Source organism: Shewanella sp. 4_MG-2023 (assembly GCF_030548015.1).
Taxonomy (GTDB): domain Bacteria; phylum Pseudomonadota; class Gammaproteobacteria; order Enterobacterales; family Shewanellaceae; genus Shewanella.
The window spans coordinates 72,957-89,073 of the sequence record NZ_JAUORL010000013.1 but is presented as its reverse complement, the minus strand read 5'-3'; the positions used below and the strand labels follow the sequence as shown (position 1 = coordinate 89,073).

General features: G+C 43.8%; 14 protein-coding genes. 9 read left to right on the top strand and 5 right to left on the bottom strand.

Annotated features, from left to right (window positions below):
• Positions 1 to 11: 11 nt before the first annotated feature.
• Positions 12 to 437, bottom strand: coding sequence for a thioesterase family protein (locus tag Q4546_RS09440; protein ID WP_303446159.1), 426 nt, complete (start codon positions 435 to 437; stop codon positions 12 to 14).
• A 148-nt stretch (positions 438 to 585) separates the two neighbouring features.
• Between Q4546_RS09440 and Q4546_RS09435 the strand changes: the two genes are divergently transcribed.
• Entirely contained in the window at positions 586 to 1,854 is a 1,269-nt protein-coding gene (locus tag Q4546_RS09435; protein ID WP_303446158.1) for a hypothetical protein, read from the top strand.
• 105 nt (positions 1,855 to 1,959) lie between these two features.
• Here the strand turns inward: Q4546_RS09435 and mtnC are convergent, their stop codons facing one another.
• Positions 1,960 to 2,640 carry an acireductone synthase gene (mtnC, locus tag Q4546_RS09430; RefSeq protein ID WP_076541452.1) on the bottom strand — a complete coding sequence of 227 codons (681 nt, stop codon included), beginning with the start codon at positions 2,638 to 2,640 and terminating at the stop codon, positions 1,960 to 1,962.
• A gap of 260 nt (positions 2,641 to 2,900) precedes the next feature.
• Between mtnC and Q4546_RS09425 the strand changes: the two genes are divergently transcribed.
• The 4 genes from Q4546_RS09425 (at position 2,901) to Q4546_RS09410 (ending at position 7,367) form a co-directional block, all read left to right on the top strand.
• Positions 2,901 to 3,350, top strand: coding sequence for a dCMP deaminase family protein (locus tag Q4546_RS09425; protein WP_102435917.1), 450 nt, complete (start codon positions 2,901 to 2,903; stop codon positions 3,348 to 3,350).
• Between the two features lie 346 nt (positions 3,351 to 3,696).
• Positions 3,697 to 4,023 (top strand): c-type cytochrome, encoded by a 327-nt coding sequence (locus tag Q4546_RS09420; protein WP_102435919.1) that lies wholly within the window; start codon positions 3,697 to 3,699, stop codon positions 4,021 to 4,023.
• Between the two features lie 186 nt (positions 4,024 to 4,209).
• On the top strand, positions 4,210 to 5,937 hold the full coding sequence (locus tag Q4546_RS09415; protein ID WP_303446157.1) for a DUF3373 domain-containing protein: 1,728 nt from the start codon (positions 4,210 to 4,212) through the stop codon (positions 5,935 to 5,937).
• 38 nt (positions 5,938 to 5,975) lie between these two features.
• A complete protein-coding gene (locus Q4546_RS09410; RefSeq protein ID WP_303412877.1) occupies positions 5,976 to 7,367 on the top strand; it encodes a tetrathionate reductase family octaheme c-type cytochrome in 1,392 nt (463 codons plus the stop codon).
• Positions 7,368 to 7,537: 170 nt separating this feature from the next.
• On the opposite strand, the gene hutI is transcribed toward Q4546_RS09410, so the two are convergent.
• Positions 7,538 to 8,782 (bottom strand): imidazolonepropionase, encoded by a 1,245-nt coding sequence (gene hutI, locus Q4546_RS09405; protein WP_303446155.1) that lies wholly within the window; start codon positions 8,780 to 8,782, stop codon positions 7,538 to 7,540.
• Between the two features lie 121 nt (positions 8,783 to 8,903).
• On the opposite strand from hutI, the gene hutC reads away from it, so the two are divergent.
• From hutC to hutH, 3 genes are all read left to right on the top strand, one after another.
• Positions 8,904 to 9,608 carry a histidine utilization repressor gene (hutC, locus tag Q4546_RS09400; protein ID WP_102435927.1) on the top strand — a complete coding sequence of 235 codons (705 nt, stop codon included), beginning with the start codon at positions 8,904 to 8,906 and terminating at the stop codon, positions 9,606 to 9,608.
• A gap of 91 nt (positions 9,609 to 9,699) precedes the next feature.
• On the top strand, positions 9,700 to 11,373 hold the full coding sequence (gene hutU, locus Q4546_RS09395; protein ID WP_303446169.1) for a urocanate hydratase: 1,674 nt from the start codon (positions 9,700 to 9,702) through the stop codon (positions 11,371 to 11,373).
• The gene (gene hutH / locus Q4546_RS09390; RefSeq protein WP_102520195.1) at positions 11,373 to 12,917 is read left to right on the top strand and encodes a histidine ammonia-lyase; all 1,545 of its coding nucleotides are present in this window, start codon (positions 11,373 to 11,375) and stop codon (positions 12,915 to 12,917) included. The genes hutU and hutH overlap by 1 nt, the downstream gene beginning before the upstream one ends.
• 104 nt (positions 12,918 to 13,021) lie before the next feature.
• Here hutH and Q4546_RS09385 read toward each other — a convergent pair whose 3' ends face one another.
• Entirely contained in the window at positions 13,022 to 13,558 is a 537-nt protein-coding gene (locus Q4546_RS09385) for a hypothetical protein (RefSeq protein WP_102476489.1), read from the bottom strand.
• Positions 13,559 to 13,845: 287 nt separating this feature from the next.
• Between Q4546_RS09385 and Q4546_RS09380 the strand changes: the two genes are divergently transcribed.
• A complete protein-coding gene (locus Q4546_RS09380; RefSeq protein WP_102476488.1) occupies positions 13,846 to 15,102 on the top strand; it encodes a mechanosensitive ion channel family protein in 1,257 nt (418 codons plus the stop codon).
• Here Q4546_RS09380 and Q4546_RS09375 read toward each other — a convergent pair.
• On the bottom strand, positions 15,099 to 15,671 hold the full coding sequence (locus Q4546_RS09375) for a lysophospholipid acyltransferase family protein (protein WP_303446154.1): 573 nt from the start codon (positions 15,669 to 15,671) through the stop codon (positions 15,099 to 15,101). The two genes, Q4546_RS09380 and Q4546_RS09375, sit on opposite strands and share 4 nt — an antisense overlap.
• Between the last annotated feature and the right edge of the window lie 446 nt (positions 15,672 to 16,117).

Sequence of the window (16,117 nt, the reverse complement as noted above, 5' to 3'; positions counted from 1 at the left end):
TAGCTTATAAGCTATTCGCCATGCTGCTCTAATGCTGCTAATAATTCAGCAGTCAGAGTGGCTTTTTGGCCAGTTTTAAAGTTAAACATCACCACTTTTGCGCTGCCTGTAGTGGTAATCGCTTGTTGGGCTTTACTAAAAACACGGTAATGCATCATAAAGCGGTCTTGTTTAATATCGCTGATAGTGATGCCAACCAGTAGCGAGTCAGGAAAGGTCACTGGGCGCTTAAATTTCGCTTGAGTTTCACTAAGCACTGGGCCCACCGAGGTTTTTTTCAATTCATCCATCATGTTTATTTGACTGAAAAAATCAATTCTTGCGGTTTCAAAATAGCGAAAATACACCGCATTATTGACGTGATTAAGAGCATCCATTTCTCCCCATGCCACAGGGATTTCAGTAATAATTGAGTTTTGCGCGATAAACTGTTCCATAACACCACTTCATTTAAACGTTTGTTTGAATTTTATGCAGCATATCAGTCGCTAACAAATTCAACAACCTCGGCTAATTCTTTGCTATCGATTTGCCAATATGCTTTGATGATTAATAATGATGTCATTGCTAGGGAACGCGCAGAACTTGAAATCCTTAAACTATGCTCGCTTGCAGCAGCTAATCAGCGAACCCATAAGTAGTTGGCGCGCCTTGCCAGGCGCTATTCTCACCTACTTTAAAACCGTTATCGGCAAGCTCACCGTGGCGCAAAAGCTATACTTTATTGCGTTTCTGCTGATGCTGGTTTTTGATGGTTTCACCTTAGTGGCTATCATTGCCATGATTGCGATGATGGTCGAGTTTTGGCCACTATTTACTAAAACCTGGCATAGTTTGGCCGGCAAAGCCTTTTTATTATTATTTTATGCGGTGATAGCTAACTTTTCACTAGTATGGGCTGGTACCGTGGTGAATGAAGTCACCGGTATTTCGGCTCAGCACTTAGCTTATACCCACAATTTAGTGGTGCTGCTGTATATGCCTGTGTGGTTTGTGGTGATCAGTGGCATCGCTTTAATGCTGCTTCAGTTTGCTATCCCACTATATTTTGTATTCCGACCATTTTTTAAATTGGTTGGTGTGAAAGCGATTAGCTTTACCAACAGCGAGCATTACCGTAAACGGACTATTTTGTTACGGGTGATCCTGGCTTATATCGTGCTGACCAATATCTTGCTGCTGGGAGATTTTGAACACAGTTTTGATAGCATTGACCCCAAGGCCAGAATGGCGAGCTTATTAAAAGAAGAAGCCAGTGTGCAGGGAAGAAATGTTGTTAAAGCGCCAGAGCCTACAACGCAAGAGCCAATTCCTGCAAAGCCAATCGCTGAAGAGAAAATCCCCCAAGAGCTTGAACAGCTGGTTAAAGATATGACGGGTAATTCTATCGCTGAAATTAACCAGGGTAATTTAGCGCCAGCGGATATTACTGCAGATTTAGCAGAGCCTACCTCTGAACAATCAACACCTGAACAAGTTGGCTTTGAAGAAGTTGAATTTGAAAAGACTAAGCAGCTGATTGAAGATATTACCGGAGAATCAACCGAAGATATTGAGGCCGCTGATTCATTTAATATTAACTTTAGCGATGAAAATACTGAGCGCCGTTATGACTTAGTGCGTGAAGCTTACCGAGTGTTGGTAAGAAGCATGGTAGCAGGCTTTGTGTATTATTTTGAAGCTGACCAATTTTCTCGTTGTGAGCACATTAAAGACAGTAAAGTGGTTGAGCTTAATGACTATGAAATTTTAGAGATTAGCGCTGATAAAGAGAAAGGTAAATACGGCTACACATTTACAGTTAAGCAGTGTATTTCTCCTGCGTTTCCAGCGTCTTATTATTCGGCCCAATAAGTGGTTTTGCAAATTTGAAGGCTGGTTTTAGATAGCTTATTTTGTAAGACGTAAGCCATAAAAAAACGACCATCAAGGTCGTTTTTTTATGGTCGTTAACCATGCTTAATCAATGGTTAACTCAGCAAAGCTTTTGATTTGTGCAAACTTAGCCGTTTTTTGGTTTTCAAAACGCACCATATGGCGGGTATGTAGACCTGCTGCTTCAGCGGCTTTTAGCTCTTCTACCACATCAGAGATAAACAATACCTGCTTAGGGCTCAAGCTGATGGTATTTAAGATATTGCAGTAAGCCTGCTTGTCTAATTTGTTACCGGTACGGGTATCAAAATGGCCACTAAATTTAGGGGTTAAATCACCCGCATCGCTGTGGCTAAATAATAGTTTTTGCGCTTCAGCAGAGCCTGACGAAAAGCTATAAAGACGAATATTGCTCGCTTCTAAGCCTGGCATGGCATCAATAAAATCTGGATAGATATGGCCTGTAAACTCGTTAGCGGCATAACCTTGCTTCCAAATTAACCCTTGTAAGGTTTTTAATGGCGTAGCTTTGCGGTCTTCATCAATCCATTGAGAGAGGATTTCAGTAACGCGTTCAATTGAAGCGTCTGCTTCTAATGCTAAGTCGCGTACATCACTGATACAGTATTCAACTAGCGGGTTATGTTGATTTTGCGCTAGAAAATCACCCATAGCCTTTTTTGAATAAGGAAATAGTACATCTTGAATAAAATCTAGATCAGTGGTGGTGCCCGCTGTATCTACGATAATCGCTCTAATACCCATAATGAATATGTACTCCAATCCTTAAGTTTGCCTGCTGAAGATCCTAAGCTTTATTGGGGCTATTGGCTAGTCCAAATAACAACTTGTGGCGCAGTAACGCACAAATCAGTCGGCAGTATTTATATTTTTGCTAGCTACGCAGATGAAAACAGCCAATATTCAACAATCTTACTGTAGAAAAGGTGAGAATGTTAACAACATTAGGTATGATGAATTCAGTTACTTAGCTAAAAACATCATCACCTTAAAAGGCTATTACTATGATCTCAAAATGGGCAAAACGATTTTTCCAAATGGCAGAACTGGTAGGCTCTTGGAGTAAAGATCCCTCTACCCAAGTGGGCGCGGTGATCACCAAGCATAACCGTATAGTGTCTGTTGGCTTTAATGGTTATCCCCATGGTATTTCTGACAGTGCAGAAACCGATGACCGTGATATGAAGCTACTTAAAACCCTGCATGCGGAAGAAAATGCCATTTTATTTGCTAAGCGAGATTTAGATGGTTGTGATATTTGGGTGACCCATTTTCCTTGCCCTAACTGTGCTGCCAAGATTATCCAAACCGGGATAACCGGGGTGTTCTGCCCTGAGCAAAGCACAGACTTTTTGTCTCGCTGGGGCGACAAGATTAAAATTAGCCAAGATATGTTTTTACAAGCTGGGGTTAAAGTGAACTGGTTACCGATAAACGAACTTAGCGACGATTAACCTTACTGTAACTAATACGCTGAAGAAGTCGCCTTATTGGCGACTTTTTTTGTGGTTGATTTTCGGGTTATAGCTTGCGTCATTTTATTTCACTGCTGTACTCATTCACCCCCTAGCTAAGTTTTTCACAACTTACTAATACTTAAAAAGTATAAAAATCAGTATTGTTATTACTCGCTCAATTAGATTTTATTCAATTATGTTTTTATCAATTAGATTTATCTCATGAATATGATCAAGGTCAAATTAATGTCTACCTATTTTAAGTAACATCTTTAACAAGGCATTAAAGATTTGGTTTGTCTTGATTGATAAAAAGAACTAAAGAAAAATTGATGAGGTAGTAATGATGAACAAAAAAATAGCGATGACAGTAGCCTTAGTGGCAATGTGCATGATTGGCGGCAGTTTTGCAGCTGATGGCGGCAACCCTAAAAAGGGTAAACATCTGTATAAAAAACAATGTAAAGCTTGCCATAGTGTCGGCACCGAAGGCCCTGAGTTAACCCCAATGGCAAAAACCATGAGCCAGTGGGACAGATTTTTCAAGCGCGATCAACATAAGGCTAAGCCTGAAGTATTCAAAGCCCTATCAGAAAAAGATCTGAAAGATATTCAGCAGTTTTTATATGACCACGCAGCGGACTCTGATCAGCCACAAACCTGCGGCTAGCGGAAATCGTGCGTCCTGATGGCGGCTTAGACTTAATGCAAAAGTCAGAATAAGCCAGCAACACCATCAGTTAATCCAGATAAAAAGCAGAAAAATTGAGTTTATCGCTCAGGGATTTCTGCAGCCAAAATTTAGCCTAAACCTATGTATTTGGATGGTTTAGGCAAAATAAAAGGAAGCCAAATTATGCGTACCTTAATATCAATACTCGTTGCCAATGCATTAGCGTTTAGTGGTGCGGCCATGGCCGCAGCACCGTCATCAGCCAATGATGATGCTCAAAAAATGGCAGAGCTAAAACAGCAATTAACCGAAATAACCGAAGAGCTTGACGATCTTAATTCACGGGTGGATAAAACTGAGCGCCATAGCGCCTTAGATAGATTAACTATCACAGGTGACTTTAGAACCAAAGTGCATTCATTGCACTATCAAGATGTGACTTGGAATCCTGCCATTAATGTTAATTTTTCAGATTTTGGCGCCAAAGCCATGTCAGGAGCATTTGGCGACCCTACTAGCGCTGACTCACCACTTGGGCAAATGATGGCGACCAATCCTGCTTTAGCTCAAGCATTTCAAAGTGGCCAATTACAAGGTGTTATGCCCTATGTACTCGCGCCTAAAACAGTTCAAGACATCGACAATGACTTACTTTATACCACTCGTTTACGCTTAAATATGAAAGCTAAAGTGTGGGATAACGTCAGCTTTGCGGGTCGTTTATCTATGTATAAAAACTGGGGCGATTCAACTGGCACACAAGTGTTTGATTCATGGCGCTCATTCACCATGGATGGCACCAGTAGTGGCAATACCAGTGGTGATTGGCTCAGAGTGGAAAGAGCCTATTTTGACTGGCGTAATATAGGTGGCAGTCAAACTTACCTGTCAATTGGTCGTCGTCCATCAACTTACGGCCCACCAAGTCATTACCGTGAAAACGAAATGCGTGGCGGTACCCCATCTGGTCATTTAGTTAACTTTAACTTTGACGGCGCCACTTTAGGTTACAAACTCGGTGAAATTACTGGTATTGATGGCCAAGTGGTGCGCTTTTGCTATGGCCAAGGTTTTGAGTCTCAGTGGGGGAATGGCGAAATGTTTGGCGATATCGTCACCAAAGATACCCATTTAGGCGGCTTTAATATTGATGCCATTAACGATGGTAACCACTTCTTACAGTTCACCTTATTTGGCGCCAAAGATGTTAATGATGGCTTCAAAGGCACCATGGCATTTCCAACTCAGTTGGCAGGTATATTTGCGCCAACCATGTATCAAGATATGCAAAAGTTCGACAACTTTAACTTTGTCACCCGCGTACAACCCAGTGGCGTGATTGGTGATATGTACTTAGGTGGTTTGGGTTATGCCTATGAAAGTGATGAAGACTTTAAAGCCTTTGCTTCATTAGGCTGGACTCGCGCTGAGCCAAATGGCAACAGCGGTATGTTTGGTGGCATGTTATCTGATGCCGTTTTTGAAGCGCAGCTTAACAGCACTGGTACAGAAATCATTATGATGCCAACGGTTGCTGATGATGCCTCAACAAAAGACGGCTATGGTATTTATGTTGGTTTCCAAATGCCTGCACCAATGGGTAAATTTGGCCTTGAATATAACTATGGCTCTGAATTCTGGACGCCGTTCACCCAAGCTCAAGATGACCCAATTGGCAGCAAATTAGCGACTCGTGGCCATGTTGCTGAAGCCTATTACATCTTTGATATCAATCCTAAAATGTTTATCAAGGTCGCAGGGCTGTATTACGACTATGAATATACCGGTAGTGGCACTCCTGTGGGCGCACCGCAAAAAATTGATGATGTGATTGCAGGCTCTGCCTATTCCATGTTGCCTGTTGTTGATACTGCTTATGATGTAAATGCATCATTAACAGTTAATTTCTAAACATGGTGCCCCTGCGTGGCAGGGGCTAGGAGTGCTATATGAAAACCATGAAATTAGTAGTCGCATTAGCCTTTTGCAGTCAGATGGCCTATGCAGAATTTGATCATAAAGAAGTGATTGAGGGGCCGTTTACCCAAGGCTCTGACGTCACTGAGCAATGTATTGAATGCCATGAAGACCATGCGAAAGAGTTTATGAAATCTTCCCATTGGACTTGGGAGTTAGAGCAAGAATTACCAGGCCGCACTGTGAAGCGCGGTAAAAAAAATAGTATCAATAATTTTTGTGTCTCCATTAGTGGTAACGAGCCGCGCTGCACCAGTTGTCATGCGGGTTATGGCTGGAAAGACAACAGCTTTGACTTTACTGATATGACTAAAGTGGATTGTTTAGTGTGCCATGACACCACAGGAACTTATATCAAAGAGCCTGCAGGCGCGGGTGAAGCGATGGCGAAAGTGAATCTTGAGCGGGTAGCACAAAATGTCGGCCAACCGGTTCGAGATAACTGCGGTACTTGCCATTTTTATGGTGGCGGTGGTGACGCGGTGAAGCATGGGGATTTAGACTCTTCCATGTCATATCCTGAAAAAGATACCGATGTGCATATGGACACTGACGGCAATGACTTCCAATGCCAAACCTGTCATACCACTGCAAGTCATCAAATCTCTGGCAATGCCATGGGCGTGTCACCGGGGGGAGAAAACCCCATTGGTTGTGAAAACTGCCATGACAGTGCGCCCCATGACAATAAAAAGCTTAATACTCATACTGCTGCGGTCGCCTGTCAAACCTGTCACATCCCATTTTTTGCTCGTAATGAGCCAACAAAAATGCGCTGGGACTGGTCAACAGCAGGGCAAGAGTTAACTGAAACCAAAGACAAAAACGGCAAAAAAACCTTTATGAATAAGAAAGGGAGTTTTGAATGGCAAAAAATGGTGCCGCCGCAATATGCTTGGTTTAACGGTAAAGCTGATGCCTATATGGCGGGTGATAAAATTGATCCAGCTCAGGTGATAAAACTCACTTATCCTTTGGGTGATATCAATGACAGCAAAGCCAAAATCTACCCGTTTAAAGTCCATACTGGTAAACAGATATTCGACAGCAAATTGAATATTTTAATTACCCCTAAAGTGTTTGGTAAAAATGGCTATTGGGACAAGTTCGATTGGGACTTAGCATCAAAACTTGGCATGGAAGCTAATACCACCATGAAAGACAAAGGCCTCAGTTATAGCGGTGAACATGGCTTTGTGGAAACTGAAATGTGGTGGCGTATCAATCACATGGTTTCACCTAAAGAGCAAGCCCTACAATGTAGCGATTGCCATAACAAAGGTCAGCGCCTTGATTGGCAAGCATTAGGTTATGACGGCGACCCAATGAAGAATAAAAAGGGCAAACGTCACCCAACTGATTAAGGTTATTGGTTTAATCAAAATCGTTTAAATTTGAACCTTGTTTACAGTGATTAAAAAGTGCTTAGCCCGAAAAGGTTAAGCACTTTTTTGTTGTTACGCTTGAGTCAAAGGAAATACTCGCGGCGGGTCGAGATTGAGCTGACTCAATAGTCGCAAGTTAAAGCAAGGCTTTATTGATGCACTAACACGCCGTTTTTAACCACATCCTTACAAGGATTCACCCCATAAGAGTAGGCCAGTTGCGCTGGAGTGCTGATATCCCATAAGCAGAAATCAGCTGTCATGCCGGCGGCTAAACTGCCGACATTGGCTTCAATACCTAAAGCTTTGGCGGCATTAATGGTCACGCCTTTTAAGGCTTCCTCTGGAGTCAGCTTAAATAAGGTGCAGACCATGTTGAGCATTAATAAGGTTGAGCAAATCGGCGATGAGCCCGGATTAAAATCACTGGCGACCACCATAGGTACATTATGTTTGCGTAACAGATCTATTGGCGGCATTTGGGTTTCACGTAAAAAGTAATACGCGCCGGGTAACAAGGTTGCGCAGGTACCATGTTCACTGAGCGCGATAACCCCTGCTTCATCAAGGTATTCAATATGATCGACTGATTTAGCCCCCATTCTTGCCGCCATAGCGGAGCCGCCTAAGTTAGATAACTGCTCAGCGTGGAGTTTGATATCTAAACCGGCCTGTTTGGCGGCGGTTAATACTCGCTCGGTTTGCTCAAGGTTAAAGGCAATGTTTTCACAAAAAACATCCACTGCATCGGCAAGGTTTTGCTCGATAACCGCAGGCAGCATGTCGTTAATCACCATATCAATATAGGCATCACTTCGTGCGGTGCTGTTTGCAGTGTCTTTATATTCCTCAGGTATCGCATGAGCGCCTAAGAAAGTGGTTTTAACATCAACATGATGATTACGGCCAAGTTCGCGGGCCACTTTAAGGATTTTGACTTCGGTTTGGGTATCCAAACCATAGCCTGATTTAATCTCGACCGTGGTGACGCCTTCTTTGGCTAAGGCGTTTAATCTTTGTCTGCCAAGTTCAAATAGCTCGGCTTCGTCAGCTTCACGACACGCTTTTACGGTTGAAATAATCCCACCGCCAGCGCGGGCGATATCTTCATAGCTGGCGCCTTTGAGGCGCATTTCAAATTCGTTAGCGCGATTGCCAGCAAAAATTAAATGGGTGTGGGCATCAATCAGCCCTGGGGTGATCCAGCCGCCTTTGCCGCGATAGATGGGCATTTTAAATACATCAAATTCAGGCATTTCTTTACGCGGGCCCATCCAAGCAATTTTACCGTCTTTTACTGCAATGGCGGCATCGGTTATTGCGCCATAAGCGACTGAACTGCTTGGATCCATTGTTGCAATATTGACATCAATCCACACATGATCCCACGACATAACCGCTCCTGAAAATACTCATTTTTTAGACTTTATCACAAAACAGTACTTGTTTTAACTTGTATATACAAGGTAAGGTTGTTGGTAGATTTTTAATCACATCAAGGGCTGGGCGAAATCCGTGTTGGCTAAATTTGCACAAATAAAGCAATCCATTCTGGCTCGTATCGAAGCGGGTGAGTGGCAAGAAAATGATCAAGTGCCATCAGAAAATCAACTTGCTGAGTTGTTTTCTTGTAGTCGCATGACAGCAAGAAGAGCATTGACTGAGCTGGTGGAGGCTGGGGTGTTAGAGCGCACTCAAGGTATTGGTACTTTTGTGGCGGGGATTAAATCGCAGTCATCATTATTGGCCATTCGAAACATTGCCGATGAAATTAAAGACCGTGGTCATGGCTACAGTGTTAAGCAGCTTAAGTTAACCCAAATTGCTGCCACAAGACCCGTTGCGGTGGCCTTAGGATTAGAAATTGGCGACCTTGTGTATTACTCGGTATTGCTGCACTGCGAGCAAGATGCGCCATTACAGGTCGAAGAGCGCTTTGTGAATCCAGAATTAGTGCCTGACTACTTACTGCAAGACTTTACCCAATTAACCCCCCATGAATATTTATCCAAGGTGGCGCCTTTAACCGAAGCCCGTCATCGCATCGAAGCCATTATTGCCAGCGAGCAAATGCAGCAATTATTAAATATTGAGCCAACAGAGCCTTGCTTACAAATTTTGCGTCGCACTTGGTCACGCAAAGGCGTGGTGAGCTTTGCGCGCTTGGTTCACCCCGGCAGTAAATTTAGTTTAGGGGGCCATTTAACCTTTAACAGTTAACTGCTTCTAAACAGAACATCATTAAAAAAACCTAAAAATATTAGACATCAAGCTGACAATGTTAGTTGAAGAGGAAAATATGGATAACACCATTAGTAAAAGACACGACCCTAGCCGCCGCATTATTGCCCCTCATGGCAGTCAATTGAGTTGTAAAAGCTGGATGACAGAAGCGCCAATGCGGATGTTAATGAACAATCTGCATCCTGATGTAGCCGAACGCCCTGAAGATTTAGTGGTTTATGGCGGTATTGGCCGCGCGGCGCGTGATTGGCAGTGTTACGACAAAATAATTGAAGTACTGCAACGTCTAGAAGATGACGAAACCTTGATGGTGCAGTCAGGTAAACCTGTGGGGGTATTCAAAACCCACACTAATGCGCCGCGGGTGATTATTGCTAACTCCAACCTAGTGCCACATTGGGCTAACTGGGAACACTTTAACGAGCTGGATAAAAAAGGTTTGGCTATGTACGGCCAAATGACCGCCGGTTCGTGGATTTATATTGGCTCCCAAGGCATTGTTCAGGGCACTTATGAAACCTTTGTCGCCATGGCCAAGCAGCACTTTGGTGGCTCATCTGCGGGTAAGTGGATTTTAACTGGTGGCCTTGGCGGCATGGGCGGCGCGCAGCCTTTAGCGGGCACTATGGCGGGTTATTCAGTATTAACCTGTGAAGTAGATGAAACCCGTATTGATTTTCGTCTGCGGACTCAATATGTCGATAAGAAAGCCACTAATCTTGATCAAGCATTAGCCATGATTGATGAGGCTAATGCCTCTGGTAAGCCGGTATCCGTTGGTTTGCTGGGTAATGCTGCTGATATTTTTGCTGAGTTAGTTGAGCGTGGTATTACCCCTGATGTGGTGACCGATCAGACTTCTGCCCATGATCCACTCAATGGTTATTTACCCCAAGGTTGGACATTAGAGCAAGCTGTCGAAATGCGTAAAACTGACGAAGCGGCAGTGGTTAAAGCGGCTAAGCAGTCAATGGCGGTGCAAGTTAGAGCCATGCTGGCGCTGCAAGCGGCAGGTGCGGCCACAACAGATTATGGTAATAACATTCGTCAAATGGCCTTCGAAGAAGGGGTTGAAAACGCCTTTGATTTCCCAGGTTTTGTGCCAGCTTATGTGCGTCCTCTTTTCTGTGAAGGTATTGGTCCGTTTCGCTGGGTGGCATTATCGGGCGACCCTGAAGATATCTATAAGACTGATGCCAAGGTCAAAGAGCTTATTCCTGATAACCCTCACTTGCACAACTGGTTAGATATGGCGCGCGAGCGGATTGCCTTTCAAGGTTTACCGTCACGAATTTGTTGGGTGGGACTAAAAGACCGCGCCCGTTTAGCATTAGCGTTTAACGAGATGGTTAAAACGGGCGAGCTATCAGCGCCGATTGTCATTGGCCGTGATCATTTAGATTCAGGCTCAGTTGCCAGTCCTAATCGTGAGACCGAATCCATGCTCGATGGCTCAGATGCGGTTTCTGATTGGCCATTAATGAATGCCTTACTTAATACGGCTAGCGGCGCAACTTGGGTGTCATTGCACCATGGCGGCGGTGTGGGAATGGGCTTTAGTCAGCACTCTGGGGTGGTGATTGTAGCCGATGGTAGTGATGATGCAGCAGTGCGTTTAGGCCGAGTATTATGGAATGACCCAGCCACAGGCGTGATGCGCCATGCGGATGCTGGATATGAACTTGCGCAACAATGCGCCCAAGAGCAAGGCCTAGATTTGCCAATGCAAGGAGCTAAATAATGACTGCAACACCTTATAAACTGCTGCTAAAACCTGGCACACTGACGTTAGCGCAATTACGCCGTATTGGCCGTGGTGCAGTTCATCTAACCTTGGCAGAAGAAGCGATTCCTGAAATTAATACCAGTGCCGCGATAGTGCAACAAGTATTAGATGAAGGCCGAACTGTATATGGCATTAATACTGGCTTTGGCTTATTAGCTAACACCAAAATTGCCCCTGAGGATTTGCAGTTATTGCAGCGCTCAATCGTGTTATCACACGCTGCGGGCACAGGCCAATACATGCAAGATGCCACAGTGCGTTTAATGATGGTGCTAAAAATTAACTCATTAAGCCGCGGCTTTTCAGGTATTCGCTTAGAAGTGATTAACTTTCTTATTCAGTTGGTTAATGCCGGTGTTTATCCCTGTATTCCAGAAAAAGGCTCAGTGGGCGCATCGGGTGATTTAGCCCCGCTATCGCACATGTGTTTACCTATGCTGGCAGAAGGTGAAATGAGCTACCAAGGTCAAATCATTACAGCAGCAGAAGGGCTTGAAATTGCAGGGCTTAAACCAATAGAACTGGCTGCAAAAGAAGGTTTAGCACTGCTTAATGGCACCCAAGCGTCAACCGCTCTAGCCCTTGAAGGTTTATTCCATGCTGAAGATTTATTTGCTGCAAGTTCAGTTATTGGCGCCATGAGTGTTGAAGCGGCTATGGGCAGTCGTAGCCCGTTTGATGCCCGTATTCACGCGGCTCGTGGCCAACAAGGTCAAATTGATTCAGCGGCTATCTTCCGTCACTTGCTAGCTGATGAGTCTGAGATCAGCCAAAGCCATGTTGATTGTGAAAAAGTGCAAGATCCATATTCTTTGCGCTGTCAGCCACAGGTGTTGGGGGCATGTTTAACCCAAATTCGCCATGCTGGTGAAGTGTTAGGGGTTGAAGCTAATGGTGTGACCGATAACCCACTGGTATTTCAAGACACCGGCGATATTATCTCAGGTGGTAACTTCCATGCTGAACCTGTTGCTATGGCAGCAGATAATTTGGCTATTGCTATTGCTGAGTTAGGCTCAATTGCCGAGCGCCGCATAGCACTGCTCATTGACTCTAGCTTATCGAAATTACCGCCATTTTTAGTGAAAAATGGTGGGGTGAACTCAGGCTTTATGATTGCACAGGTGACGGCGGCGGCATTGGCATCTGAAAACAAAACCTTTGCGCATCCAGCTTCTGTGGATAGTTTACCGACCTCAGCGAATCAGGAAGATCATGTCTCGATGGCAACTTTTGCAGCTCGTCGGTTGCGTGATATGTCTGAAAATACCCGTGGGGTGTTAGCGATTGAGCTATTAGCTGCAGCGCAAGGGTTAGATTTTCGCACTCCATTACAACCCAGTGATGCGGTAGTGAAAGCCAAAGCCGAGCTGCGTGAAGTGGTTGCGTATTACGATAAAGACCGCTTTTTTGCGCCGGATATCGAAGCGGCGACAGATTTACTCTATAGCGCCAGCTTCAATACTTACTTACCTGCGGGTATGTTAGTGAGCTTTTAGGGGGTAGCGAGTTAGCAGCTTGAAACAAAAGGCTTGAACAAAAAGACTCAAAACAAAAAAAGGACCTGCGGGTCCTTTTTCTATTATGACGATTTTGATAATGCTTACATGGTAAAACCAATGGAGATTATTGCCGCTTCGGCACTGGTGTCGTAACCCGCGCCGATGACAAAGCTATCAAACACTGTGTAGCGTACCCCAACTTCAGCGCCCCAGTCTTTATCACGGTTAGATTCCCAGCGCGGCTTGCCGTTAACTTCGCGGGTAGAAATATTGTTGGTGTAGTTTTGTTCGTTTATAAAAACCGTGGCGCCGCCATAGAGATTAAAATTTTCAGTTAGGCTATAGCTTAACCCAAAGCGCCACATGTATTCTTCGGCATAAGCTTCAGCCGGCTCTGGTACATCAAGGTCGTATTTATCACCCCAAGCATAACCAATATAATAGCCCCAGTCGGCGTAATCAGGGTCAAAATGTTTCATGGCAAGGGTGATACCAAACATATCGCCGCGGCTATCGATAAAATCCACTAACAAGGCAGTCGAAGGCTTAAACTTTTGTTCATCCGTTTCTGCGCGGGCGTTACTGCTAACCGAGAGAATGCTCAGTGTTAGGATGACTGCTAGCCAAGTGTGTTTCATAGGAACCTCAATTCGTTTTAATGTTCCAATGGTAAGTGAAGGGAGCTCTAGGTCAATTAATGTGCTCAACTTTGCAACCAATATCATTAGTTTACTTTGGTATGCTGTCGCCTTGTTTGAATGCGGTGGTGATTTGATGGCGAACTTGTTATCAAATTGAAAGCGGGTTAATTAATCGATAAATATGCTATTTTGGATCGTTCTCAATAAGTCTTTGTTCTCTATAATGGCTTTGGATGTTGTAAACCTAGTCTTTCAATCAGTATAAATGTGTAAGGAATTAATGCGTGGATAACGAGTTACGTGATGATATTGCCAGTTGGTTGCTTGATATTGGGGTGAATAGTCAGCCCTCTGACAGTGTAGCAACATCAATATTACTGATGGTGAGCTTTATTGTGGCAACTATCGCTTATTACATTACCAAAAAGGTATTTGTAAAAGCGGTTAATGCGATGATCCGTAAATCGACCGTGACTTGGGATGATATTTTCATGCGCTATGGCGTATTGGAAAAATTGTCCTTGTTAGTGCCAATCATGACCTTGGACTTACTGATCCCGATTATTTTAACCCATCAACAGTTGCTGGGCTCAGTCATTGACCGTGGCCTAAGCGTGCTGGTGGTCATTTTTGTTATTCGGGCGATTTACGCCTGTTTAGATGCGGTAAATGAAATTGCTGATGTCAGGCTGATTAGTCGCCGCTTACCGGTTAAAAGCTTCGTACAACTATTTAAACTATTTTTATTCTTTGTTGGTTTTATTATTGGCATATCAGTGATTGCAGATGAGTCGCCAATTTACTTTTTAAGTGGTTTAGGTGTTGCCACCGGTTTAGTGATGTTGGTGTTTAGGGACACCATTTTAGGCTTTGTTGCTGGGATTCAATTAGCTGCTAACCGTATGGTGAGTAAAGGCGATTGGATTCAAATGGACAAATATGGCGCTGATGGTGCTGTAGATGAGGTATCACTCAATACCGTAAAAGTACGTAACTGGGACAATACCATCACCATGATCCCAGCTTATGCGCTGGTATCAGACGCCTTTAAAAACTGGCGCGGTATGTCAGAAAAGGGCGGCCGCCGAATTAAGCGTTCAATTAATCTTGATGTTAATAGTATCCACTTTCTGACAGAAGACGATATTACTCGGTTGTCGAAAGTGAATTACCTTAAAGATTACTTCCCTAAAGTATGCTCAGAAATTTCCCATGCCAATGAGCAGGTTAGTGATATTGATATGCCGGTTAATGGCAGACGCTTAACCAATGTGGGGACGTTTAGAGCTTATTTAGATGCCTATTTACGTCAAAATAATAAGCTACACAAAGACATGACTCTGATGGTGCGCCAACTTGCGCCAACGCCAGAAGGTCTGCCTATCGAGTTATATGTGTTTACCAATGACGTCCGCTGGGCCTTTTATGAAGGCATTCAAGCAGATATCTTTGATCACGTCTTTGCCATCTTACCTGAATTTGGTTTACGTGCTTTTCAAAGCCCTACTGGGGATGATATTCGTAGCATCAAGCCACACTAGCTTTTTGGCTGCTCATCCGAGGGAATATAGTGCGGGATAACCTTAGGGTGGCGACCGTTAATATTACGGAAAAAATCTAAAATACGATTCATGTCAGTGGCAACATCGCCACTGGGATGCAGCGGTTGATTAATCACAATAGACTTGGTTTTAAAATCTAATCCCACGGTGATTATCGGCACCTTGGCTTTAGTGGCAATATGATAAAAGCCGGTTTTCCAGCGAGTAACCGCGCTTCTGGTTCCTTCGGGGGCCAGCGCCAACTTATATTGGTTATCGTCATTAAATAGCTGCACCACAGCATCGACCATATTGTTGTTTTTGCGTCGATCCACAGGGCTGCCGCCTAAGGCTTTAAAAAACCAACCCCAAGGGGGAATAAACAGCTGATGTTTGCCTAAAAAGTGAATTTTTACCCCTATAGCAAAGCGGGCGATAATACCGACAATAAAGTCCCAATTACTGGTATGTGGGCCAACCACCATAATGAATTGTCCATCAGCGGCGACCTGGCCGTCTAATTTCCAGCCATTAATGGCCAATAGCCATAAACAAAATTTACTAAACATGCGCTATTTTCCAGTTTATTTCACTCTGATACGCTAGAATCTAACCATAACAGAATGAATTTATATATTAATTTCACAGAATCTCATGTTACAGATATCGCTTATCTCAACATGTTTTATAAGCCAAACCGCAGTTGGGATAAACACGACACAGCATGCTTACTGGGTTATTAATCTAATGCAAAAGTACTAAATCATTGTTATTACTGTGGCACTCGTGTTGGGTAATTTCAACCTTGGTACAAATTAAGGAGAGTGTGTGAAGCACCCGATAATTATTTTATTCGCCGTTATTTTTGGTGGTTTTACTACTATGTTAGCGGCAGAAGATAAACCAACAGCGACTCAAACCGCCTCAGATGTTGCACTCAAACAAGCTGAATTAAAAATCGTGCCATTAAAACCTGCTTCAACTGCCAAGGTCGAAGTTGGCGTGATTGAACCCG

What these genes read in the sequence shown, in the direction of transcription:
- Q4546_RS09420 (WP_102435919.1), top strand. Translation starts at nt 3,697, where the DNA reads ATGATGAACAAAAAAATAGCGATGACAGTAGCCTTAGTGGCAATGTGC.
- hutH (WP_102520195.1), top strand. Translation starts at nt 11,373, where the DNA reads ATGACTGCAACACCTTATAAACTGCTGCTAAAACCTGGCACACTGACG.
- Q4546_RS09410 (WP_303412877.1), top strand. Translation starts at nt 5,976, where the DNA reads ATGAAAACCATGAAATTAGTAGTCGCATTAGCCTTTTGCAGTCAGATG.
- mtnC (WP_076541452.1), bottom strand. Translation starts at nt 2,640, where the DNA reads ATGGGTATTAGAGCGATTATCGTAGATACAGCGGGCACCACCACTGAT.
- Q4546_RS09440 (WP_303446159.1), bottom strand. Translation starts at nt 437, where the DNA reads ATGGAACAGTTTATCGCGCAAAACTCAATTATTACTGAAATCCCTGTG.
- Q4546_RS09415 (WP_303446157.1), top strand. Translation starts at nt 4,210, where the DNA reads ATGCGTACCTTAATATCAATACTCGTTGCCAATGCATTAGCGTTTAGT.
- hutI (WP_303446155.1), bottom strand. Translation starts at nt 8,782, where the DNA reads ATGTCGTGGGATCATGTGTGGATTGATGTCAATATTGCAACAATGGAT.
- Q4546_RS09375 (WP_303446154.1), bottom strand. Translation starts at nt 15,671, where the DNA reads ATGTTTAGTAAATTTTGTTTATGGCTATTGGCCATTAATGGCTGGAAA.
- Q4546_RS09425 (WP_102435917.1), top strand. Translation starts at nt 2,901, where the DNA reads ATGATCTCAAAATGGGCAAAACGATTTTTCCAAATGGCAGAACTGGTA.
- Q4546_RS09385 (WP_102476489.1), bottom strand. Translation starts at nt 13,558, where the DNA reads ATGAAACACACTTGGCTAGCAGTCATCCTAACACTGAGCATTCTCTCG.